Below are 21,651 nucleotides of genomic sequence, written 5' to 3' on the forward strand. Positions count from 1 at the left end.
ACCGACGGAGAAACGGCGCGTGGCGTTGTAGAGGGTGCTTGCCGTAGACACCGTGACTCCCCCAGGCGAAAATTGTGATGCGAATCACAATTTACCCTAACGGCTTATCGCAGGGGGTGCAAGTTTTGGCCGTCACCCGCAAAACGGGTTATTGCGTTTAATCGTTGCAAAATGGGGGGGGCGTGTCCGCTTGGCTGGCGGGATTACGACGCAATCAGCCGGTTAAACAGTGTTTGTTGAATATCCTGCTTTTGGGCAAGAAAGGCATGGACGGTGATAAGTGAATCTTCGAGCGAATAAATAACGCGATAGCCGTTGACCGTATTACATTCACGGTATTTATCGCAGCCAATTTTCAAGAGTTCAGGGCAAATCTGACAGCCGGTTAGAAAGAGGTTTACCCTGGTTTCGAACCCGGTAATGATGCTTTCAACGACCGGTAACGGCAGCACATTATTGGCTTTCAAATGGTGGACAATCTCGAGCAAAGTACTCTTTGCCGTTGCGGTATACTCAATATCAATCCGTTCCCTCATGCGACATCTCCTTTTGAGCGCATTACTTATCTATATCAGCCAGCAATTGGTCGCGGGAATAAACTTTGCCTTCTTTTTTGTCTTTTTCAGACAGCGTTAGCAATTTAAGCAAGGAAATGGCGTCATCCCTTTGCTGGCGTTGTTCATAAGATTCGATCACATAAGCAGGGGTACCATTTTGCGTCACCAAAATAGGCTCAGACAAATCGAGCGCGGCGGCGTGCTTCTTAACATAGCTGATGGTTTCAACTTTCATACTGGCGTCCTCGTGTCTTGTGTGAGTCAAATTTAGTTCATATTCAGACCATAAGCAATGCACCACGCAGAACCGAATCTGCTACTCTGCGGGGAGGCGGTTTTCGCCATCCAGTAAAATTATCCCTATCGAATCAGGAGGCAAACGTGCCCGAGGAAAAGCAAAGCATTCACCTGCGCCCGATGATTGAAAGGGATCTGCCGGCGGCGTTCGGGCTGTCGCAACAGGCGCGCTGGCCTCACCGCCTGGAGGATTGGCAGCAGGCGTGGGGATTGGGGATGGGAGTGGTCGCGGTGGCCAACGGAGAGACGGTCGGCACCGCGCTGCGCTGGTTGTGGGGGGCGAATCGCGCCACGTTGGGGTTGGTGATTGTCGACGAACGGCATCGCGGGCAAGGCATCGCCAGGGAAATGGTGCAGACGCTGATGGCGCCATTGACTGACCATCAACTGCACCTGGTGGCTACCGAACAGGGCAAGCCGTTGTATCAACAGTTGGGGTTTATCGAACAGGGGTGGCTGGCACAGCATCAATGTCGGGAGTTGCCTGCCCGCGAAGCCGAGCCTTTGCCGGAGGACGTCACCCTGCGCCCGGCATCGCCGCAGGATCTGCCAACTCTGGCCGAGCTGGATTTCGCCGCTTGCGGCATGCGGCGCCAGCCGCTGCTGGAGACATTGCCGAGTAGCGCAGGGCAGGCGCTGGTGTTGGAACGGCAGGGGATTACCGTCGGTTTCGCGGTGCGTCGCCGCTTTGGTCATGGCAACATGATCGGCCCGGTAATCGCGCCCGATATGGCCTCCGCCGTCGGGTTAATCGACGCGCTGTGCCGGCCCTGCACCGGCCAGTTTGTGCGTATCGACACGCCGCAGGCCAACAGCCTCGGCCCCTGGCTGGTCGAGCGCGGTTTGCCCAGCGTGGACACGCCCGCCATCATGGTGCGCGGCGCGCCTCATAGACCGGATCCTGCGAGCGTGCAGACTTTTGCATTGTTTTCGCAAGCGCTGTCATAAAATTGAAAATCAGGTGCCACGGCGGTGCATCGCCAGATGCATTGCCCAATTGTTGTGCAATAGTTATCAACTGATGACTTTGCTGTAAACGCAGGTTTTGCCGTTCCTGCGCCGCCGTACGCCGCCGCGCGTGAAATATCCCCAGAAAGTCCGCAATTGGCACAGGCCATGCATTGTCATCATCAGTCTTTGTTACCTGAGTAACAGACAGCGGTTTGATGACAACTCACCAACAGCGGGCGAACTATGGCAGACCATCCTGATGTGATCGCACAGATAGAAGCGTCATTTGCGGTACAAACCCCGACCGGCAAGCGTATTGCCGGTTATCTGCTGGCCAATCTGGCGCAGGTGCCGTTTGAAACCGCCGACGGCATCGCCCGCAGCACGGCGACCAGCGGCATTTCGGTCGGCCGCTATCTGCGCAGCCTGGGTTACCGCAATCTCGACGATCTGAAACGCACGCTGCGTGAACAAGGGGCGGCGCTGTACCAACCCTGGGGCGTCACCGATCGTCTGGGGGCTTACCGCCGGCGGCGCGATCAGCCGCAGCCGCAAAAGCTGCGCCAGGCGTTAACCCTGGAGCTGGAGGCGATAGAACACGTTTACCAGTTGGCCGGCGGGGAGGCGTTCAACCGCGTCAGCCGCCAACTGGCGCAGGCGGAAGCGGTGTTTGTGGTCGGCATCCAGTCTACGCGCGGCATCGCCAACGCCTTTTACAGCCATCTGGAGTATCTGCGGCCCAGAGTCTATTACGCCGACGGGCTGTCCGGTACCTACGTGGAATCGCTCAATTCGGAATTTGGCGCGCCCTATCTGGTGCTGACCGACACTCGCGCCTACTCGACCATCGCCCGGCAGTATTGTCAGGCGGCCTGCGCGCGCGGGCTGCGGCTGGCGTTGATCACCGACATTTACTGCCCGTGGGCGCGGGATTACCCGATTGACCTGCTGCAGGTAAAAACCGACACCGGCCAGTTTTGGGATTCGCTGGCGCCGCTCAGTTGCCTGTTCAACCTGTTGCTGTCCTCGGTACTGGAACAGGGCGGCGCGGCGGTGGAGCAACGGCTGGCCAACAATCGCCTTCTGCAAAAAGAACTGGGCCAATTTGAATCTTAACCGCATGGGAACAGGTAATGAGTGACAATGTAACGTTAATGGATCTGGCTGAGGCGTTTCCCGATCTGCCGATCGAGTTGAAATACGCCGGCGCCGATAACCTCACCGGCCGGCCGATCTACCGCGAAAGCCGCTGCCTGTTGCACCCCGACGCGGTACGCGGGCTGACACGCTGTCTGATGGCGGCACGGCTTGCCGGTTTATCGCTAAAGGTGTTTGACGCCTATCGGCCGCAGCAGGCGCAGGCGCTGCTGTGGCTGGCATGCCCGGATCCGCAATATGTCACCAGCACGCAAACCGGCTCGCACCACAGCCGCGGCGTGGCTATCGACGTGACGCTGCTGGATGCGGCGGGCGCGGCGCTCGATATGGGCACCGGCTTTGATGAGATGAGCGAGCGTTCCCATCCGTTTTACCCCGATTTTCCTCCCGAGGTGCAGCGCAACCGGCTATTGCTGAATGCGGTGATGGCCGCCGGGGGGTTTTGCGGCATCGCCAGCGAGTGGTGGCATTTTGAGCTGCCCAACGCCGGTGACTATCCGCTGTTGGCCGATCGCTTCGGCTGTTTTTCTTACGATTAAAACGACGCACCTTCAACACACCAGGAGTCAGTTTATGAGCAAAGTTAAATACGCCGCGCTGGCGGTGGCAGTCGCTGTGGGTCTGGCCGGTTTGGCTCCGGCGCAGGCGGCGGTACCCAAGGATATGCTGGTGATCGGCAAAGCGGCCGACCCGCAGACGCTGGATCCGGCCGTGACCATCGATAACAACGATTGGACGGTAACTTACCCTGCCTACCAGCGGTTGGTGCAATACAAAACCGAAGGCGGCAAAGGCTCCACCCAGGTTGAAGGCGAATTGGCGGAAAGCTGGGCCGCTTCGGACGATCAATTGGTCTGGACCTTTAAGCTCAAGCCGGGCAACAAGTTCGACGACGGCAGCGAGGTTAACGCCGAGGCGGTGAAATGGTCGTTTGAACGGCTGATGAAGATTGGCCAGGGGCCCTCAGAAGCCTTCCCGAAAGATCTGCAGGTGACGGTGGTGGATCCGCTGACGGTGCGTTTCACGCTGAAAACGCCGTTTGCCCCGTTCCTCTACACGCTGGCCAATGACGGCGCCGGTATCGTCAACCCGGCGATCGCCAAGGCCAATCCGGCCGACGAAGGCAAAACCTGGCTGGCGAATCACAGCGCAGGTTCCGGCCCTTACAAGCTGGATCGCTGGCAGAAGGGCCAGCAGTTGGTGCTGGTGCCCAATCCGCATTACGGCGGCGCCAAACCGGCGTTCAAACGCGTAACGGTGAAAATCATCGCCGAAAGCGCCACCCGCCGCCTGCAATTGACGCGCGGCGATCTGGACATCGCCGAATCTCTGCCCATCGACCAGCTCACGGCGCTGAAAAGCGAAAACAAGGTGGCGGTCAATGAGTTTCCTTCGTTGCGCGTCACTTATCTGTACCTGAACAACGGCAAAGCGCCGCTGAATCAGGTGGATTTGCGCCGCGCCATCTCTTATGCGGTGGATTATCAGGGCATGGTGAAGGGCATTCTCGGCGGCAACGGCAAACAGATGCGCGGACCGATCCCGGAAGGCATGTGGGGCTACGACGCCGCCGCACAGCAGTACAGTCTGGATGCGGACAAGGCCAAGGCCGCGCTGGCGGCGTTGAAAGACAAGCCGGCGTCGCTGAACTTCCTGTATTCGGTCAGCGATCCGAACTGGGAGGCGATAGCGCTCTCGGTGCAGGCCAGCCTGGCGACGGTAGGCATTAACGTCAAACTGGAGAAGCTGGCTAACGCCACCATGCGCGATCGTATCGGCCAGGGCAATTACGACATCGCCATCGGTAACTGGAGCCCGGACTTCGCCGACCCCTACATGTTCATGAACTACTGGTTCGAATCCGACAAGAAAGGGCTGCCGGGCAACCGCTCGTTCTACAGCGATCCGCAGGTGGATGCGCTGTTGAAAAAAGCGGTTTCGGTGTCCGATCAGCAAGTGCGCACCACCTATTATCAGGCCGCGCAGAAAATCGTCATCGACCAGGCGGCCTACGTCTATCTGTTCCAGAAAAACTATCAGGTGGCGATGAACAAAGAGGTGAAGGGCTTTGTGTATAACCCGATGCTGGAACAGGTGTTCAACGTTGGGCAGATGAGCAAGTAATTCTCTTTCGGGCAGCCGTTTGGCTGCCCCCTTGCACCACGGGAAACGACTATGAACGTTTGGAGCCTTATCCGCCAGCGCTGCTGGGGGCTAGTGCTGGTGATGTTCGGGGTGTGCGTCATCACCTTTACCATCTCGCATCTGATCCCCGGCGATCCGGCGCGGCTGCTGGCCGGCGATCGCGCCAGCGAGGAAATCGTCCGGCATATTCGCCAGCAACTGGGGCTGGACCAGCCGTTATACGTGCAGTTTGGCCGCTATGTGCTGGATCTGCTGCACGGCGATCTGGGCACGTCTATCCGCACCGGGCGGCCGGTGCTGGACGACCTGCGCGCCTTCTTCCCGGCTACGCTGGAGCTGGCGTTTTGCGCTTTGCTGCTGGCGATCGCGCTGGGGGTGCCGCTCGGCGTGCTGTCGGCGGTTTACCGCAATAAATGGCCCGATCATCTGGTGCGCCTGCTGTCGGTGACCGGCATCTCCACGCCGGCGTTCTGGCTGGGGCTGGGGGTGATCATTTTGTTTTACGGCCAACTGAACGTCTTGCCCGGCGGCGGCAGGCTGGACGACTGGCTGGATCCGCCCACCCATATTACCGGGTTCTACCTGCTGGATTCGTTGCTGACCGGCAACGGCGAAGCGTTTTGGAACAGCCTGCAGCACCTGATCCTGCCGGCGTTGACCCTGGCGTTCGTACACCTCGGGGTGGTGGCGCGGCAAATCCGCTCGGCGATGCTTGAGCAACTGGGCGAAGACTATATCCGCACCGCACGCGCCAATGGCCTTTCGCACTGGCGGGTGGTACTCGGCCACGCGCTGCCGAACGCGTTGATCCCTTCGGTGACGGTACTGGGGTTGGCGTTGGGGGATTTGTTGTACGGCGCGGTGCTGACCGAAACGGTATTCGCCTGGCCAGGCATGGGCGCTTACGTGGTGGATTCCATTCAGGCGCTGGATTTCCCTGCGGTGATGGGTTTTGCCGTGGTGGTGTCTTTTGCCTATGTGATGGTTAATTTGATCGTCGATCTGCTTTATCTGTGGATCGACCCGCGAATGGGGCGCGAGGGCTAATGACTATGTCTCAACTTGAACAACCGTCGTCTCAACTTGAACAACCGCCGTCTCAAATCGAGCCACCGCCGGCGGCGGAACCTGCGCTGCGTTTTGTCGGCGCGCGGCGCGCCTGGTATCGGGTGCGGCGCAGCCCGCTGACGCTGTTGGGTGGCGCCATCATGTTCTGCGTGCTGTTTTTGATGCTGTTTTCCCCCTGGCTGGCGCCGCACAATCCGGACGCCATCGACCTGACCGCGCGGCTGCTGCCGCCTTCGGCCGAACACTGGTTCGGCACCGACGAAGTAGGCCGCGACCTGTTCAGCCGGGTGCTGGTCGGCAGCCGGCAGTCGGTTGCCGCCGGGCTGGCGGTGGTGGTGCTGGCGGGCGGAATTGGCTCGCTGCTCGGCTGTTTCTCCGGCGTGATGGGCGGCACGGTGGATGCGTTGATCATGCGCTGCATGGACATCATGCTGTCGGTGCCTTCGCTGGTGCTGACCATGGCGCTGGCGGCCGCGCTCGGGCCAAGCTTGTTCAACGCCATGCTGGCGATTGCGGTGGTGCGCATTCCGTTTTACGTGCGGTTGGCGCGCGGGCAGACGCTGACGCTGCGGCATCAGGCTTATATGCAGGCGGCTCGCACCTTTGGCGCTTCGCGCTGGCATTTGATTGGCTGGCATGTCCTGCGCAACGTCATGCCGCCGTTGGTGGTACAGGCGTCGCTGGATATCGGTACCGCCATCTTGATGGCCGCCACGCTGGGCTTTATCGGCCTTGGCGCCCAACAACCGACCGCCGAATGGGGCGCCATGGTGGCCAACGGCCGTAACTATGTGCTCGACCAGTGGTGGTATTCGGCCTTTCCCGGTACGGCGATCCTGATCACCGCCACCGGTTTCAACCTGTTCGGCGACGGTCTGCGCGACTTGCTGGATCCTAAAACCCGGGGGCGTTGATGAGTGACACTACGGTTTTATCGATTGATGAGCTGCAACTGGAATTCCCGGTTTACGGCGGCAGCGTCAAGGCGCTTAACCGCGTTTCGTTGCAGGTCAAGGCCGGCGAAATCGTCGGCGTGGTGGGGGAATCCGGTTCCGGCAAATCGGTGACTGCAATGATGACCCTGCGCCTGCTGGCCGAAGACGGTTACAACGTGACCGGCGGCAAGCTGGAGGTATTGGGCACCGACGTGCTCAGCGCCAGCGAGCGGCAAATGCGCCAACTGCGCGGTGCCCGGGTATCGATGATTTTTCAGGAGCCGATGAGTGCGTTGAACCCGACGCGGAAAATCGGCCGCCAGATGTGCGAGGTGATCCGCCTGCACCAGCGGCTGTCGGCGCGGCAGGCGCATGACAAGGCGATCCAGTTGCTGCGTGAAATGCAAATTGCCGATGCGGAACGGGTGATGGAGCGTTATCCGTTCGAGCTGTCGGGCGGCATGCGCCAACGGGTGCTGATCGCCATGGCGTTTTCCTGCGAACCGGAGCTGATTATCGCCGACGAGCCGACCACGGCGCTGGATGTTACGGTGCAGCGGCAGGTGTTGCGCCTGTTGCAACAGAAGGCTCGCGCCAGCGGCACGGCGGTGCTGTTTATTACTCACGATATGGCGGTGGTGTCGCAGCTTTGTGACCGGGTGTACGTGATGTACGCCGGGCACGTGATCGAAAGCGGGGCCACGGCGCGGGTGATTGACCACCCGCGCCACCCGTATTCCATCGGGTTGTTGCTGGCGGCACCGGAACGCGCAGAGCCGCGCAGCCTGCTGCGGGCCATTCCCGGTACGGTGCCTAATTTGAGCGCGTTGCCGCCGGGTTGCGCATTCAGCAACCGCTGCAGCTACGCCAGCGGCCAATGCCGGCAAACGCCGCGGTTGACGCCATTAGCCGCTGACCCGACGCGACGGGTGGCCTGTTGGCATCCGCAGTCTATCGATCTGGAGGTGCAAAATGAACGTTGAAGCGCTACTGGAACTGCGCGATGTGCGGCTGCGCTTTCCCGCCAACTATAACTGGCGCGGTAAGCCGAGAGAATATGTCCATGCGCTCAACGGGCTGGATCTCAACATCATGCGCGGCGAGACCCTGGGGATCGTCGGCGAATCCGGCTGTGGCAAAAGCACCTTGGCGCAACTGCTGATGGGATTGTTGAAGCCCAGCAGCGGCGAGTTGCTGCGCGCCCGTTCCGGCGGCTCCTGGTTTGGCAGCGGCATGCAGATGGTGTTTCAGGATCCGCAGTCGTCGCTCGACCCGCGCCTGCCGGTATGGCGCATTATCACCGAACCGGTCTACGTGCAGCAGCATAACGGCGTGGCAGAGCGGCGGGCGTTGGCGGCCGAACTGGTGCAACAGGTTGGGTTGCGGCCGGAGTCTATCGACCGGCTGCCGCATGAGTTTTCCGGTGGTCAGCGCCAACGCATCTCGATTGCCCGTGCGCTGTCCTCGCAACCGGATATCATCGTGCTGGACGAGCCAACGTCGGCGCTGGATATCTCGGTGCAGGCGCAGATCCTCAACCTGTTGGTGGAGCTGCAACGCCAGCGCAATCTGACCTATGTGCTGATCTCGCATAACGTTTCGGTGGTTCAGCACATGAGCGATCGGGTGGCGGTGATGTATTTGGGGCAAATCGTTGAGCTGGGGCCAACCGCGCAGGTCTTGCGCCAGCCGCAGCATCCTTATACCCGGCTACTGCTGGATTCGGTGCCGCGTGCCGGGCGTGCGCTGAGCGACAGCACTATTGAAGACCGCAAAGGGGAGTTGCCGGGCAATCGCCAGTTGCCGCTGGGGTGTTTTTTCCGCGAGCGTTGTCCCTACGCCGGGGAAGGCTGCCAGATGCCGCAAACGCTGCGGGTGAATCTGGGGGGGACGGCGGTGCGCTGTCATAAAGTGGCGTGACGGCCACATTTTCAGCGAATGATGCCCCGCGTAGAGCGGGTAAAAAAATCAGTGAACAGCCGCAGTAACGGGTATTCCACGCTGAGGCGGGCGGCTTCTTGCCGCACGTCTTCCAGCGCCATCGCCTGGTGATACAACATGTCGTAAAGAGAATGAATAACCCGCTGCTGTTGCTCGTCGGCGGCCAGAAAGGCCGGCGCCAGCAGATGCAGGCCGTCCGGTTTGGCGCGGTTGCCGCCGGCCTGGACGAACGGCGGCAAATCCTGCACCGCGAGCGTGCCGTCGGCCAATCGCGCGTGGGCACCGATAATACAAAACTGATGCACCGCACAACGCGCGCCGACCCAACCGCCGTCGCCCAATTCCACATGCCCGGCCAGCCCGCTGTTAATGCCGATATGCGTGGCGTTGCCAATGATGCAGTCGTGGGCAATATGCACATTATCCTGCAGATGGTTGTCATCGCCGATCGCGGTGTGGCGGCAGCCTTGAACGGTGCCGCGATGCAGGGTGGCGTATTTGCCGATGCGGTTGCGATCGCCGAGGGTGAGCGTGGTCGGTTCACCGGCGTATTTCAGGTCCTGGCCGGCTTCGCCGATCGAAGAAAACTGGTCGATGACGTTGTCGCGGCCGATGCGCGTCATGCCGTTAATGACTACGTGGGAGGCGATAGAGGTACCTTCGCCAATCTCAACGCCGGCGGTGATGAAGCAAAAAGGACCGATGCGTACGTGCGCACCGATAATCACGCCAGGCTCAATCACGCTGCTGGCGGCAATACGGGCAGAAGGAGAAATCATGCTGCTTCCTGATGGCGGCGCGTGGCGTATCCTTCAGCCAGGCCAGACATCGGTTAACCATTAAGCCGGATTCTGGATTAATCAGGGGAAAAACAAGAAAGTGCGGGCATGAGGGCTTGCCTCTGGGCCAGGTGCAACCAAGTTGTCTGAGGCCAGCATAAGCCTCTGCCGGTCTCAGACCACCCGATTATATTTTATTTATTTTATGAACCATTCAGTAATAACGAGATGTTATTACCGGGGGAGTGCGGCTGCCGTTTTCCAGGGGGCGAAAATCATCAGGCTGGCCGCAGCCAACGCCCAGGCACCGAGGCCGCCGTACAGCATCACCAGGCCAAAACTTTGCGTCAATGCGGCATGAACCAAGGGGGCCAAGGCATCCCATTCGGGGAGCGTTTTCAAGGCGGTGAGATTACCCGCCACTATCTGCTCCGCCACCGAATGCAGCGGCAAGGTGCCGAATGATTCGGGCAGCGTTTGTTGCAGATAAGCGTCAACGCCCGCCAGCAAGATAAACCCCATGGCCGCAATATTGACAGCCAACGCGATCATTCTGGCGCTCATGTCTATCCCGGAGGCCATGCCGGCGCGGGCATTCGACACCGAACCTGTGGTGGTGTTGGTCACCGGGGTATTGGTGATGCCCAGACCGATGCCGGCGATAAGTAACCCCGGCAGCATAGCCAATCCGCCGGCCTGTTCGCCGCCTGATTTCATCAGCAGGAAACCCAGCCCAAGCGCGAATAGCCCTGCGGGGATCACGGTTCCGGCGCGGTAACGCAAAGCCAATCGCTCGCCCACCGGGGGGAAGACCAGCGTGGGCAGCGTATAGGCGAGCAGCGACAAACCTGTGGTCAGGCTGTCATAGCCCAGCCCAATTTGAAAATAGAGCGGCAGGTAGATCATAAAGGGCCAGAAGCTGAAATTCATGCCGATAGAGCCCATCAGCGCCCCGGAAAATTGCCGATTCCTGAACACGGAAAACTCCATCATCGGATAGGGGCTGCGTCTCTCAACCCAAATAAACAGCAGCAGGCTGAGGGCTGCAGCCAGAAGAATCCCCCCGGCACGAACGCTGGCGAAACCGAACCCCGCCCCCTGAGTGATAAAATACACCAGCCCAAAAACCGACAGCGACAATGTGACGATCCCCAGAGTATCCAGTTTTGCCGCCTGCGGATCGCGGGATTCTTGCACGCTGAAAATCACCAGTAACAGTGTCAGAACGGCGATGACCGCATGAATCAAAAATACCCACTGCCAGTTGGCGAGCGCCACGATAACGCCGCCGATCGCCGGCCCAAACCCTAAGCCAATGCCAAAAACGACGCCCCAAATGCCGAAGGCCTGAGCACGCTGTTTGCCGCTCTGAAACTGATGCGACAATGCAGCCACCTGGCAAATCAACATGGCGCCGCCCGCCATGCCTTGCATAAAGCGGCCCAGGATCAGCAGCGTCGAGCCGTTGGCCAGGCCGCAGAGTAAGGAGGTTAGGCCAAAAGCGGCAATGGCGAGGATGAAAACTCGCCTGCGGCCAAAACGGTCAGACAGCGTTCCGGTGGCCATCATCACGGCGGTGCAGGCCAGGGTGTAGGCATTCATAATCCACTGCATATCGCTGAAATCACTGTGTAATACCCGTTCCAGCGTCGGCAGTATGACCGGTACGCTGGAGATTTCCAGGCCGAACATCAGCGCGGCGAGGCAAATTGCCGTTAATGCCAGTCGGTTTTTACTGGCGTGAGAGAGCGTCATGAATTTTTTCCACAAAAGAAAGGTTAGGGAAACGAACAGCCATTCTGGATAAATGGCTTGCATGATAGAAATGATTTAATTTATCGTTATTAATTAATTCCTGTCATGTAATCGCCCTATGAACATTGACCCGACACTGCTGCGCACCTTCGTTACGGTTACCGAAACCGGCGGCTTTACGCGCGCGGCGCAGCAACTGAATCTGACCCAATCCGCGATCAGTCACCAGATCCGTCGGCTCGAGGAGCAGATTGGCCGGCAGTTGTTGCACCGCACTACGCGGCGCCTGACGCTAACCGAAGACGGTGAAGATTTGCTGCGCCACGCCGTGCACGTTTTGCAGGCGCTCGACGCCATGCAGCGGCGCTTTGAATCCTCACCCGTGTCGGGATCAGTACGTTTTGGCCTGACGGAGAGTTTTCTGGGGGAACGATTGCCGCCGCTGTTATCCCAGTTCGCCCGGGCTTTTCCTGCGGTCAGGTTGGAGGTGAATGTCAGTATCGGGCTGGATCTTTGCGGGATGGTGAAGGGCAACGAACTGGATTTGGCCGTCGTGATGTCGCTGGCTAACCGTATTGAGGGCCGGTTATTGCGGCGGACGCAGCTGGTGTGGGTAGCGGCTGAGACATTCAGCCTGGCGGGCTCGTCGTTGCCGCTGGCGTTGTTGCCCGCGCCGTCGGTCAGTCGCGAAGCCGGGATCGCCGCTTTGGAAAGCAAGGCAATCCAATGGCACACCGCCTTCACTTCACAAAGCCAACAAGGGCTACGGGCGGCCGTGCTGGCGGGGTTGGGCATTGCCGTCATGGCAAGCGGGGATCTGGCGCCGGGAATGAAAACGGTTAATGGTCAGTATGGGCTACCTGAATTGCCCGACGTCGATTTCACCCTGATCGTCAACGGCGCGGAACCTGGCGCGGCTGCGCAGGCATTCGGCAAAATACTGCTGGAGATGTCGGCACCGTTGCCTGCTGCAGGGGGAGATTAAGTGCGGCTCAGGGCATTGGCCAGTCGGTCGGGGTTTTGCTCATCACGTCGAAGAATACGTCTTTGGTCACTGACCAAAAATGCAGGAATCCTTCCTGGCTGAAACTGATGCCCATCAGGCCCATCACAAACCAACAGGTGGTGAACAGCCCGAGGCTGCTGAACATGAATGCCATGCCGTTACGGCTGGTCTTACGGCAAACGACGTTTAACTGGCTGGCCATAAACATCATTACGGCGCTCAGCAATTCCCAGCGCATCATAATCAAACCCGTGGCTATGGTACTCATCGAACGTGATCCTTTGTGACAAAGCCGCAGCCGGCAGGGCGCCGGAGAACAGTGCGGGCAAAAATGGAGTAGTGTGATCTGCGTCACATTGTAGCACTGGGATAAAGGGGTGCTCAATCCCTGTACGGCATAAAAGCCGGTACCCGGAAACATTCCAATATGCTGAAACATTTATGCCATTTCATTAGCAACCTTTTAATGGGGGCCGTTAACCAATAACGCTATGCTTGCCGACTTTTCACTGCCCTGATTTATCTGGGGAAAATGTGACGTCAGACAGGTACTGCACTGCGTATGGCCCTCTTAAAAGAAAAAATCCGTGACCATTCCGCTGAGGAAATGTTGTTTATTCGCCGTGCCTGCGCGGCGATGGCGTTGGTGATCGCCTGCTTCGGCGCACTGATCGTCAACCTGTATCACCTGCAGATTAAGCAACATGCGTTCTACCAGACGCGCTCCAATCAGAACGACATCAAAATGCTGCCGATTGCCCCTAGCCGCGGGCTGATATTCGACCGTAACGGCATCCCACTGGTGCGTAACATCACGCTGTACCAGATCCAGGTTATACCCAGCAAAATCGCCAATATGGCCGCGCTGCTACAGGCGCTGACGCCGATTGTCGATCTGACGCCAGAGGACATCGCCACCTTTCGCGACGATATGCACCACAACGGCCGCTATAAACCGGTGACGCTGAAAAGCGGGCTGAACGACACTGAGGTCGCCCGTTTTGCGGTCAATCAATATCGTTTTGACGGGGTGACCATCGACACCTATCAGCAGCGGGAATATCCGTATGGCGCCGAACTGGCGCACGTGGTGGGTTATGTATCGAAAATCAACGATGGCGATGTGAAACGCCTCGATAAAGCCGGCATCGGCGAAAATTACTCCGCCGATCATAACATCGGCAAGCAGGGCATTGAGGCTTACTATGAGTCGGAACTTCACGGCACCACCGGCTATCAGGAAGTGGAGGTGGATAACCACGGCCGCGTGATACGCCTGCTGAAAGAACAGCCGCCGCAGGCCGGCAAAAATATCTATCTGACGCTCGATTTGCCGTTACAGCAGTATATCGAGTCGGTGCTGAAGGGGCAGCGAGCGGCGGTGGTGGTTGAGGACCCGCGCGATGGCGGCATTTTGGCGATGGTGTCCAGCCCCAGTTACGATCCCAACCCGTTCGTTAAGGGGATCAGTTACAAAGCCTATAAAAGCTTATTGACCAACCCGGATCTACCGCTGATTAACCGCGTCACTCAGGGGCTGTACCCGCCGGCGTCTACCGTGAAGCCTTATATGGCTACCTCTGCGCTGTTCGCCGGGGTGATAACCCCCAACACCAGCTTCTTTGGCGCGCCGACCTGGACGTTGCCGGGTACCCAACGCCGTTACCGCGACTGGCTGAAGAGTGGCCACGGTATGCTGAACGTCACCAAAGCGATAGAGGAGTCCGCCGATACCTTCTTTTATCAGGTGGCGTTTGAAATGGGCATCGATCGCATTCACAGCTGGCTGAGCCAATTCGGTTACGGCCAGGCGACCGGGATCGATCTCAACGAAGAGTATCGCGGCGTACTGCCCAGCCGCGACTGGAAGCAGCGGGTGCATAAAAAACCCTGGTATCAGGGCGATACCGTATCGGTCGGCATCGGCCAGGGGTATTGGGTCGCCACGCCAATTCAGATGGTGAAGGCGCTGACCACGCTTATCAATAACGGCAAGGTGAAAACGCCCCATCTGTTGTATTCCATGCGCCAGGGCAATCGGGTGAGCTGCTATCAACCGCCGCTGCAGACGGCACAGATCGGCGATGCCAAATCACCGTACTGGGGCATTGTGCGCAATGGCATGTACGGTATGGCCAACTTGCCGAACGGCACCGGTTACAAGCTGTTCCATACCGCGCCGTATCAGATCGCCGCCAAATCCGGCACTTCGCAGGTATTCAGTCTGAAAGAAAATCAGACCTATAACGCCAAGATGATCCCGGTACGGTTGCGTGACCATATTTTCTACACGCTGTTCGCTCCCTATAAAAATCCGCGGGTGGCGATGGCACTGATTCTGGAAAACGGCGGCGGTGACGGTGTGGTGGCGGGGCCAACCGCACGGGCAATCCTTGACCACATTTTTGACCCGGCCAACGCGCCGAAACCTGATGATGGGCAGAAAGTTAAACCGGAGTTAAACGACAGTGAGGATGTGCAACAGTAAACGCGTTTGTTTTTACTTTCTTACAAACTGCAATCTTCTAAAGATTTCCGTCAGGGTAGACTGAAATAATTACATAATCCGAATAAAAACGCAGGGTTAACAGTGGCGCCACTAATAAAAAAAAGCGGTAAAAATTATTCCTCACTGAGGTTTGGCTGGATTTGCGCCGGTATTCTGGTGTGTTTTTTCCTGCTGGCGTTCCGGGTGGGCTATTTGCAATTGATGGAGCATCAGCAGTTGGCGGACCAGGCGGATCAGCGCTCAATTCGCACGCAGGTGCTACCGACCAACCGGGGTATGATCACCGACCGCAATGATGAAGCGCTGGCGGTGAGCGTGTCTTCGAAAGATATCGTGCTGGATCCCAAGCATATTCTCGACACCCATACCGATACCGGCAACGAACGCTGGCAGAGCCTGGCCAACGTGCTGAAAATGCCGCTGACCGACGTGCAAAAGTTGATTCAGGCCAACGCCCATAAGCGTTTCGTCTATCTGGCCCGCAAGGTGGAAGACGATAACGCGAACTACATCAATAAACTGCATCTGACCGGTGTCAGCACCGAGCAGGATTTCAGCCGCTTTTACCCGATGGGCCAGGACGCCGCCGGGCTGATAGGTATTGTCGGGCAGGACAATCAGGGGCTTGAAGGCATTGAGCTGGGCTTCAACCACCTGTTGCAGGGCAAGAACGGGATGCGGGTGTACCAGAAGGACGGCAGCGGGGCGGTGATTGGTGTGATCAAGAGCGTCGATCCCGTACCGCCGCCGAACGTTACGCTGAGCATCGATAAATTTATCCAGTACGTACTGTTTGCGCAAATCCGCGATGGCGTGCTGGCCAACCAGGCTGATTCCGGCTGTGCGGTGCTGGTGAAAGTCAGTACCGGCGAGGTGCTTGGTATGGCCAGTTACCCGTCGTTCAACCCGAACAACTATGCCAATACGCCGGCAAAAGATATTCGCAACGTTTGCAGCAGCGACAGCTTCGAGCCGGGTTCGACGGTGAAACCGGTGGTCGTGATGGTCGGGCTGGAACATAGGCTGATTAAGCCGGATACGGTGCTGGATACCACGCCGTACCGGGTCAACGGCCACTTGATCAAGGACGTTGGCCACTGGTCCAAACTGACCATTACCGGCGTGCTGCAAAAATCCAGTGATATCGCGGTGTCGCATATCGCATTGGCGCTGCCTGCCACCGTGCTGCCGGCGGTCTACAAGAGTTTTGGTCTGGGGTTGCCGACCGAGTTGGGCATCGGTAACGAGAGCAGCGGTTATCTGCCGCAGCATCGTGAACGCTGGGCCGATATCGAACGGGCGACTTTCTCCTTCGGCTACGGGTTGCGCGTTACGCCGCTGCAAATGGCGCGTGAATATGCCGCCATCGGCGCTTACGGCGTCTATCGGCCGCTGTCGATCACGCGGGTGACGCCGCCGGTCATGGGGCAGCGGATCTTGCCGGAAGAGACGGTGAAAACCGTGGTGCATATGATGGAAAGCGACGCCTTGCCGGGCGGCAGTGGGGTCAGCGCCGCGGTGCCGGGTTACCGGCTGGCGATTAAAACCGGTACTGCCGAGAAGATGGGTGCCAACGGCAAATATGACGGCGGCTATATCAACTACACCGCAGGCGTGGCGCCGGCCAGCGATCCGCAGGTGGCGCTGGTGGTGATGGTCAACAATCCGAAAGCCGGCAAGCACTTCGGCGGTTCGGTGGCCGGCCCGGTATTCGGCAAGATTATGGCGCAGGTGCTGGAGCATATGAACATTCTGCCGGACGCTCAACCGCTGAATGTGGTTTCTCAGGTGAAGGGGTAATGTTTTTGCGTTGCCGATAGAAAGCCGAAAGGGGGCCGGTTTCCGGCCCCCTTTCGTTTACCCGGCAGGCTGCGTAATAAACTGCCGGCAAGCCAAATTATTACTTACCCTGAACCGCCCACCATTTTGCCACGCAGGCATTAGGCGCCTGGATTTTTTTGCCGTCTTTGGTGACGTAGGGAACCGGCGAATAAATAAAGGTGCAAACGCCGGCGGGACGTTGCGCGGCGGAGGCGACGGCAGACATGCCCACTGCGGAAGCCAGAATTGCCGAGAGAAGCATTACGTTTGATAATTTCATAACTCATCCTTAATAATGAAAATAGAATTGTATTCTTAAGCCTCATCAAGATGCCCCTGAGGCGGTTCGAGTTCGAGAGTGTCATCATGACCTTCAGCAATGTCATTTCTTTGTTTTGAAGGGGAGACCTGGCGAGGTTATTAGCTTGCTGTGTCATCGTCTACAGCGAATTTTATTATGGATTTGCTATGAATTATTCATTAATAAATGACGTGAATGATTTTAAGGCAAAGCCCCATTGATTAGTTATAGACCTGGTGGGCGGTCAATATTTTCTTTTTAAGTAAGGTTTTTTCTGCGGCTAACGCGCATTATTTTTCGATGCGGCTTTGACAGGTTGTTAAAACGGGGGAGGCGATGCAGATAAGTCCAACAGCGTTTTCAGCAATAATCGGTTGTCGTTTATCCGACGTTTGACGAGATTTTTAAAAAAGAAGAAAAAATAGACGTAAAAATAAAAATCACTCAGGCAGGAAGAGTCTTTTATTACAGACGTTCCGGCCTGAGATTTTTATTATTCAGCTATCGTTAACGGCTGGTTTGGTGACCGATAATACCGCCCAGTGCTGCCCCGCCCAGCGTGCCCAGGGTGCTGCCGTCGGTCAATACTGCGCCACCCAGCGCGCCTACGCCGGCGCCGATTGCGGTGTTGCGATTGCGGTTAGACATATGCCCGCATGCAGTGACAGAGAGCGTAGCCATTACGAGAACCAACACGCCAGCAACACGTTTAATGTTCATAAGAATTATCCTGGTAAAATGATCGATTACTTGGCTAAAAATACGGCAATTAATCGTTCGGTAGAAGTTGAGATGAATGTATTCCTCCGGCAGAAAATAGAATAGGTAAATATTCTTAAATTTGAGTCGCCGTATATTATTTAAGGGCCGCCAGATGGCGAATATCCGGCCAGACGTAAATCACATTGCTGGAACGCCACAACGGACCGGGATCGGTATAGTTACCGGCCGGAGCACCGCCCAATGCCTGATAAAACCGGATGGCGTTGTCATTCCCGTCGACCACTCCCAGCGCAATGCTGCGATAACCGAGCTTTTGCATTTCTCTTGCCGCTGCACCGAGCAGCCTGCGGCCGATACCCTGGCGTTGATGTTCATCGCTGACGAACAGTGATTTTATCTCGGCATGCTCGCCAAACTGCGGATGGGAAGGGGCGTCGGCCAGACAGAATCCGGCCAATTGACCAGCCGATTCGGCCAGCAGCACTTGCGCTGCGCCAGGTTGTTGCAGTTTTTCTTGCCACTGGACCAACCGCCTCGGTTCATCCAGCGCGGCATAGGCCGCTTGCGTTGCCAGCCCTTGGTAGGCGCTGCGCCAGACCTGCACGTGCAGACGCGCGATCGCCGGTGCATCCGCAGGCCGCGCCATTCTCAGTGTTATCATCATTGCTCCCGTGATTTGGCCGCTATCGCCATTATTTGCGTCTTGGACACCTGTTTTCGAGCAGGCGTCCCACCGATGTTTCGTTGCGTTATCCCGCCTTTCCCAGAGCATTTTTTGTCATTGTTTTAATGCAACTGTGTAAGTTACATTAGCCGAACTTAAAGTGTGATGTCTATCACACATCGAAAATACCAACAATAAAATGTGCGGTATCTCGGAGAAATTCCATTCCATTTGTGAATGGCTTTCTCCGCTTAAAAAACCGGGAGACAACGATGTTAGAAATGATTGAGAGTTTGGCAACCGTGGTGATCCTGGTGCCGGTAATGATAGCTGTGTTGCTGGGCTCGATTTATGGTCTGGGTGAAGTGTTTAACGTTTTCTCCGCTATCGGCAGAAAAAAAGACTGAATTCCATGATCAGGGGAGCGCAATGCTCCCCTGATGCAATTTAGAGTACCGTCGCCAGGAAATTACGCGTTCTTTCATGCTGAGGTGCATCCAGCACCTGCTGCGCAGTCCCCGTTTCGACCACTTTCCCCTGATCCATAAAGATGATTTGATCGGCCACTTCGCGGGCAAAACCGATCTCATGGGTGACCACGACCATCGTCATGCCGGAGTGCGTCAGGCCTTTCATCACCTGCAACACTTCGCCAACCAGTTCCGGATCGAGCGCGGAAGTCGGCTCATCAAACAACAGCACCTCGGGATTCATCGCCAGCGCGCGGGCGATCGCCACACGCTGTTGTTGGCCACCGGAAAGCTCGCGTGGCCAGGCGTTAATGCGATGCTCCAGCCCCACGCGGGTCAGCAGGGCCTTCGCCCGTTCGACCACCACGGCTTTCTTTTCCTTTTTCACCAGCAATGGCGCTTCCGTAACGTTTTCCAGCACCGTGCGGTGCGGGAACAGGTTGAACTGCTGGAACACCATGCCGATGCTTTTACGCTGCTCGGCGACCTCAGACTCCTTCAGTTCATACAGATGCTTGCCTTTCTGGCGATAACCGATCAGTTGTTCGCCCACGCGGATGGTGCCGCCGTCGAGTTTTTCCAGGTGGTTGATGCAGCGCAGCAAGGTCGATTTCCCCGAGCCGGAAGGGCCGAGGATCACCGTGACCGAACCGGCCGGGATCTGCAGGCTGATGTTTTTCAGCACTTCGGTACCGGAGAAGGACTTACGTACCCGGTTGATATGAATGGCTGCGCTCATTGTTCTGCTCCCTGGTTCAGTTCGGGCGTGGCCTTACGGTTGCGTAACAGCCAACCGCCGCGCGTGGCCTGAGTGCCACGACCGAAATAGCGCTCAACATAGTGCTGGCCAATCGACAGAATCGAGGTCATCACCAGGTACCACAGCGTGGCGACCAGCAACAGCGGGATCACCTCGTAGGTGCGTTGGTAGATAATCTGCGCCGAATACAGCACGTCTTGCAGGGCGATAACCGACACCACGGCGGTGGTTTTAAGCTGCCCGATCACCTCATTGCCGGCCGGCGGCAAAATGGTGCGCATGGCCTGCGGCAAAACCACTCGCCACAGGATCTGCCCACGGCGATAGCCCAATGCCTTGGCGGCTTCCAGTTGGCCGCTGCCCACGCTTTGAATGCCTGCACGCACAATCTCTGCCGCATAGGCCGACTGATGCATGACCAGAGCAATCACCGCAGCGCTGAAGGTGCTGATAATGGTGTTGGTCGGCGCGCTGGCGACCTCGCCCAGAAACGGGAGCCACAGGCTGATGCGCGGGTAAAGCGCGGCGATGTTGTACCACAGGAAAAGTTGCACCAGCATAGGTACCGCGCGGAAGAACCAGGTATAGAACCAGCTTACCGCGACCAGCACCGGGTTGGCGGAGAGGCGCATCAACGCCAGCAGCACGCCGCCGGCGAAACCGAAGATCACCGAGATGACCGTCAGCTTCAGCGTCATGATCACGCCGTTGATGATTGACGCCTCGGTAAAGTTTTCCGCCACCACCGCCCATTCGAAGCGCGGGTTATGCAGCATCGAATGGGCGATAACGCCGACGATCAGCAGTACGATCAGGGCGCTGAACCAGCGCCCGTAATGCCGATGACCGACGATGCTCAGTTCGGCATCATCGGCAGGTTGTTGCGCACTCATTTTGCAATCTCTTCGTTGATGCCGGCGGTTTTCACCGCACCGAAACCGATATCCCAACCGTCGAGGATTTTCTGGTAGCTGCCATCGGCAATCAGCGAGTTAAGCGCGGCCTGCACCGGTTTCACCAGTTCGGAACCTTTTGGCAACGCGATGGCTACCGTGGTGCCTTCGATATTGATGTCGCCGGCCAGCGCCAGCGCTTTAACATGGCTCGCCTGGTAGCGCAGGCCTTCATAAGGGCCGAAGAACATCGGTACGCGGCCGCTGATCGTCGCCTGCACGCCGGCCGGGCGGTCCGGGAAGATCGGAATGGTGATCGCCGGTTTGCCGGCGCTGACGCACTGGTCGCTGGCCTGCTGCAAACGGGTGACCTGCGAAGTGCCGGCACCGGCGCCGACGGTCTGGCCGCACAGTTGCGCCAGCTCGGTGTACGGGCCGAGCGCCGCATCTTTACGGGCGATCAGCGCCAGTTTGGAGGCATTGTAATAGCCGACGAAGTCCACCTGTTGGAAACGCTTCTTGTTGGCGTCGATGTTGGCCAGCGCCACGTCGTAGCGACCGGATTTCAACCCGGGAATGATATTGTCGAAACCGCCGGTGTCCTTCCAGTGGATCGCGACACCGAGACGATCGGCAATGGCGCTCATCACGTCGATTTCACGCCCGGCCAGCGTTTTGTTGTCCGCCTCGTAGAAGGTGGTCGGCGGCGTGTTCGGGTTAGTGCCCGCCACGATAAAGCCGGCTTTTTTGACGGCGTCGGGCAGGCTGTCGTGCAGTTTCGGATCGGCGCTGGCTTTCAGCGCGGCCTTGAAGGGAACATCGCCTTCGGCGGCATAGCCAGTGGCCAACGGGGCTAAGGTGGAAGAAGCCAACAGCAGGGACAGCACGGTGCGTTTAACGGTAGCTTTCATGGTATTC

General features: G+C 57.8%; 23 protein-coding genes. 12 read left to right on the forward strand and 11 right to left on the reverse strand.

Features of this window, described 5'->3' with window-relative positions; all coding sequences use genetic code 11:
- Positions 1-203: 203 nt before the first annotated feature.
- Both ACUTQW_RS04820 and ACUTQW_RS04825 read right to left on the reverse strand, forming a co-directional pair.
- Entirely contained in the window at positions 204-536 is a 333-nt protein-coding gene (locus ACUTQW_RS04820; RefSeq protein ID WP_445654813.1) for a type II toxin-antitoxin system RelE/ParE family toxin, read from the reverse strand.
- Between the two features lie 22 nt (positions 537-558).
- A complete protein-coding gene (locus tag ACUTQW_RS04825) occupies positions 559-792 on the reverse strand; it encodes a type II toxin-antitoxin system Phd/YefM family antitoxin (protein ID WP_006325108.1) in 234 nt (77 codons plus the stop codon).
- 146 nt (positions 793-938) lie between these two features.
- Between ACUTQW_RS04825 and ACUTQW_RS04830 the strand changes: the two genes are divergently transcribed.
- From ACUTQW_RS04830 to ACUTQW_RS04865, 8 genes are all read left to right on the forward strand, one after another.
- Positions 939-1,802: a GNAT family N-acetyltransferase gene (locus tag ACUTQW_RS04830; protein WP_006325110.1), complete on the forward strand. Its 864-nt coding sequence runs from the start codon at positions 939-941 to the stop codon at positions 1,800-1,802.
- Positions 1,803-2,048: 246 nt separating this feature from the next.
- Positions 2,049-2,921, forward strand: coding sequence for a MurR/RpiR family transcriptional regulator (locus ACUTQW_RS04835; protein ID WP_004944177.1), 873 nt, complete (start codon positions 2,049-2,051; stop codon positions 2,919-2,921).
- 17 nt (positions 2,922-2,938) lie between these two features.
- Positions 2,939-3,502: a D-alanyl-D-alanine dipeptidase gene (gene ddpX / locus ACUTQW_RS04840; RefSeq protein ID WP_020438997.1), complete on the forward strand. Its 564-nt coding sequence runs from the start codon at positions 2,939-2,941 to the stop codon at positions 3,500-3,502.
- 34 nt (positions 3,503-3,536) lie between these two features.
- Entirely contained in the window at positions 3,537-5,087 is a 1,551-nt protein-coding gene (locus ACUTQW_RS04845) for an ABC transporter substrate-binding protein (protein ID WP_020438998.1), read from the forward strand.
- 51 nt (positions 5,088-5,138) lie between these two features.
- A complete protein-coding gene (locus ACUTQW_RS04850; RefSeq protein ID WP_004944186.1) occupies positions 5,139-6,155 on the forward strand; it encodes an ABC transporter permease in 1,017 nt (338 codons plus the stop codon).
- Positions 6,155-7,090 carry a D,D-dipeptide ABC transporter permease gene (ddpC, locus tag ACUTQW_RS04855; RefSeq protein WP_006325118.1) on the forward strand — a complete coding sequence of 312 codons (936 nt, stop codon included), beginning with the start codon at positions 6,155-6,157 and terminating at the stop codon, positions 7,088-7,090. The genes ACUTQW_RS04850 and ddpC overlap by 1 nt, the downstream gene beginning before the upstream one ends.
- Entirely contained in the window at positions 7,090-8,094 is a 1,005-nt protein-coding gene (locus ACUTQW_RS04860; protein WP_006325123.1) for an ABC transporter ATP-binding protein, read from the forward strand. Before ddpC ends, ACUTQW_RS04860 begins: the two co-directional genes overlap by 1 nt.
- Positions 8,084-9,031, forward strand: a complete 948-nt coding sequence (locus ACUTQW_RS04865) for an oligopeptide/dipeptide ABC transporter ATP-binding protein (RefSeq protein ID WP_006325126.1) — start codon at positions 8,084-8,086, stop codon at positions 9,029-9,031. Before ACUTQW_RS04860 ends, ACUTQW_RS04865 begins: the two co-directional genes overlap by 11 nt.
- Positions 9,032-9,042: 11 nt before the next feature.
- Here ACUTQW_RS04865 and lpxA read toward each other — a convergent pair whose 3' ends face one another.
- Both lpxA and ACUTQW_RS04875 read right to left on the reverse strand, forming a co-directional pair.
- Positions 9,043-9,831 carry an acyl-ACP--UDP-N-acetylglucosamine O-acyltransferase gene (gene lpxA, locus ACUTQW_RS04870; protein WP_006325127.1) on the reverse strand — a complete coding sequence of 263 codons (789 nt, stop codon included), beginning with the start codon at positions 9,829-9,831 and terminating at the stop codon, positions 9,043-9,045.
- Between the two features lie 234 nt (positions 9,832-10,065).
- A complete protein-coding gene (locus ACUTQW_RS04875) occupies positions 10,066-11,586 on the reverse strand; it encodes an MFS transporter (protein WP_006325128.1) in 1,521 nt (506 codons plus the stop codon).
- Positions 11,587-11,704: 118 nt separating this feature from the next.
- Between ACUTQW_RS04875 and ACUTQW_RS04880 the strand changes: the two genes are divergently transcribed.
- Positions 11,705-12,571, forward strand: coding sequence for a LysR family transcriptional regulator (locus ACUTQW_RS04880; protein WP_006325129.1), 867 nt, complete (start codon positions 11,705-11,707; stop codon positions 12,569-12,571).
- Between the two features lie 7 nt (positions 12,572-12,578).
- Here ACUTQW_RS04880 and ACUTQW_RS04885 read toward each other — a convergent pair whose 3' ends face one another.
- Positions 12,579-12,860: a YjcB family protein gene (locus ACUTQW_RS04885; protein ID WP_004944199.1), complete on the reverse strand. Its 282-nt coding sequence runs from the start codon at positions 12,858-12,860 to the stop codon at positions 12,579-12,581.
- A gap of 294 nt (positions 12,861-13,154) precedes the next feature.
- Here ACUTQW_RS04885 and mrdA point away from each other — a divergent pair, with 294 nt between their 5' ends.
- Together mrdA and ACUTQW_RS04895 are read left to right on the forward strand one after the other, a co-directional pair.
- On the forward strand, positions 13,155-15,080 hold the full coding sequence (gene mrdA / locus ACUTQW_RS04890; RefSeq protein WP_006325130.1) for a penicillin-binding protein 2: 1,926 nt from the start codon (positions 13,155-13,157) through the stop codon (positions 15,078-15,080).
- Positions 15,081-15,182: 102 nt separating this feature from the next.
- Positions 15,183-16,901, forward strand: coding sequence for a penicillin-binding transpeptidase domain-containing protein (locus ACUTQW_RS04895; RefSeq protein ID WP_006325132.1), 1,719 nt, complete (start codon positions 15,183-15,185; stop codon positions 16,899-16,901).
- 100 nt (positions 16,902-17,001) lie between these two features.
- Here the strand turns inward: ACUTQW_RS04895 and ACUTQW_RS04900 are convergent, their stop codons facing one another.
- The 3 genes from ACUTQW_RS04900 to ACUTQW_RS04910 form a co-directional block, all read right to left on the reverse strand.
- Positions 17,002-17,202 (reverse strand): hypothetical protein, encoded by a 201-nt coding sequence (locus ACUTQW_RS04900; protein WP_006325133.1) that lies wholly within the window; start codon positions 17,200-17,202, stop codon positions 17,002-17,004.
- A gap of 528 nt (positions 17,203-17,730) precedes the next feature.
- Positions 17,731-17,943, reverse strand: coding sequence for a glycine zipper 2TM domain-containing protein (locus tag ACUTQW_RS04905; protein WP_004944210.1), 213 nt, complete (start codon positions 17,941-17,943; stop codon positions 17,731-17,733).
- Between the two features lie 136 nt (positions 17,944-18,079).
- On the reverse strand, positions 18,080-18,607 hold the full coding sequence (locus ACUTQW_RS04910; RefSeq protein WP_006325134.1) for a GNAT family N-acetyltransferase: 528 nt from the start codon (positions 18,605-18,607) through the stop codon (positions 18,080-18,082).
- Between the two features lie 275 nt (positions 18,608-18,882).
- Here ACUTQW_RS04910 and ACUTQW_RS04915 point away from each other — a divergent pair, with 275 nt between their 5' ends.
- Positions 18,883-19,017, forward strand: coding sequence for an AcrZ family multidrug efflux pump-associated protein (locus ACUTQW_RS04915; protein ID WP_006325135.1), 135 nt, complete (start codon positions 18,883-18,885; stop codon positions 19,015-19,017).
- 40 nt (positions 19,018-19,057) lie between these two features.
- Here the strand turns inward: ACUTQW_RS04915 and ACUTQW_RS04920 are convergent, their stop codons facing one another.
- From ACUTQW_RS04920 to ACUTQW_RS04930, 3 genes are read right to left on the reverse strand one after another with little or no spacing between them, the layout of a single operon-like run.
- The gene (locus tag ACUTQW_RS04920; protein WP_006325141.1) at positions 19,058-19,819 is read right to left on the reverse strand and encodes an amino acid ABC transporter ATP-binding protein; all 762 of its coding nucleotides are present in this window, start codon (positions 19,817-19,819) and stop codon (positions 19,058-19,060) included.
- A complete protein-coding gene (locus ACUTQW_RS04925) occupies positions 19,816-20,733 on the reverse strand; it encodes an amino acid ABC transporter permease (protein ID WP_037432874.1) in 918 nt (305 codons plus the stop codon). The genes ACUTQW_RS04920 and ACUTQW_RS04925 overlap by 4 nt, the downstream gene beginning before the upstream one ends.
- Complete coding sequence (locus ACUTQW_RS04930) at positions 20,730-21,644, reverse strand: ABC transporter substrate-binding protein (protein WP_020439003.1); 915 nt, start codon at positions 21,642-21,644, stop codon at positions 20,730-20,732. Before ACUTQW_RS04930 ends, ACUTQW_RS04925 begins: the two co-directional genes overlap by 4 nt.
- Positions 21,645-21,651: the final 7 nt, after the last annotated feature.

It is taken from the genome of Serratia sp. TSA_7, from assembly GCF_052692135.1.

Coding starts and splice junctions, on each gene's coding strand:
- ACUTQW_RS04820 (WP_445654813.1), bottom strand. CDS start 536: ATGAGGGAACGGATTGATATTGAGTATACCGCAACGGCAAAGAGTACT.
- ACUTQW_RS04825 (WP_006325108.1), bottom strand. CDS start 792: ATGAAAGTTGAAACCATCAGCTATGTTAAGAAGCACGCCGCCGCGCTC.
- ACUTQW_RS04835 (WP_004944177.1), top strand. CDS start 2,049: ATGGCAGACCATCCTGATGTGATCGCACAGATAGAAGCGTCATTTGCG.
- ddpX (WP_020438997.1), top strand. CDS start 2,939: ATGAGTGACAATGTAACGTTAATGGATCTGGCTGAGGCGTTTCCCGAT.
- ACUTQW_RS04845 (WP_020438998.1), top strand. CDS start 3,537: ATGAGCAAAGTTAAATACGCCGCGCTGGCGGTGGCAGTCGCTGTGGGT.
- ACUTQW_RS04850 (WP_004944186.1), top strand. CDS start 5,139: ATGAACGTTTGGAGCCTTATCCGCCAGCGCTGCTGGGGGCTAGTGCTG.
- ddpC (WP_006325118.1), top strand. CDS start 6,155: ATGACTATGTCTCAACTTGAACAACCGTCGTCTCAACTTGAACAACCG.
- ACUTQW_RS04860 (WP_006325123.1), top strand. CDS start 7,090: ATGAGTGACACTACGGTTTTATCGATTGATGAGCTGCAACTGGAATTC.
- ACUTQW_RS04865 (WP_006325126.1), top strand. CDS start 8,084: ATGAACGTTGAAGCGCTACTGGAACTGCGCGATGTGCGGCTGCGCTTT.
- lpxA (WP_006325127.1), bottom strand. CDS start 9,831: ATGATTTCTCCTTCTGCCCGTATTGCCGCCAGCAGCGTGATTGAGCCT.
- ACUTQW_RS04875 (WP_006325128.1), bottom strand. CDS start 11,586: ATGACGCTCTCTCACGCCAGTAAAAACCGACTGGCATTAACGGCAATT.
- ACUTQW_RS04880 (WP_006325129.1), top strand. CDS start 11,705: ATGAACATTGACCCGACACTGCTGCGCACCTTCGTTACGGTTACCGAA.
- ACUTQW_RS04885 (WP_004944199.1), bottom strand. CDS start 12,860: ATGAGTACCATAGCCACGGGTTTGATTATGATGCGCTGGGAATTGCTG.
- mrdA (WP_006325130.1), top strand. CDS start 13,155: ATGGCCCTCTTAAAAGAAAAAATCCGTGACCATTCCGCTGAGGAAATG.
- ACUTQW_RS04900 (WP_006325133.1), bottom strand. CDS start 17,202: ATGAAATTATCAAACGTAATGCTTCTCTCGGCAATTCTGGCTTCCGCA.
- ACUTQW_RS04905 (WP_004944210.1), bottom strand. CDS start 17,943: ATGAACATTAAACGTGTTGCTGGCGTGTTGGTTCTCGTAATGGCTACG.
- ACUTQW_RS04910 (WP_006325134.1), bottom strand. CDS start 18,607: ATGATAACACTGAGAATGGCGCGGCCTGCGGATGCACCGGCGATCGCG.
- ACUTQW_RS04915 (WP_006325135.1), top strand. CDS start 18,883: ATGTTAGAAATGATTGAGAGTTTGGCAACCGTGGTGATCCTGGTGCCG.
- ACUTQW_RS04920 (WP_006325141.1), bottom strand. CDS start 19,819: ATGAGCGCAGCCATTCATATCAACCGGGTACGTAAGTCCTTCTCCGGT.
- ACUTQW_RS04925 (WP_037432874.1), bottom strand. CDS start 20,733: ATGAGTGCGCAACAACCTGCCGATGATGCCGAACTGAGCATCGTCGGT.
- ACUTQW_RS04930 (WP_020439003.1), bottom strand. CDS start 21,644: ATGAAAGCTACCGTTAAACGCACCGTGCTGTCCCTGCTGTTGGCTTCT.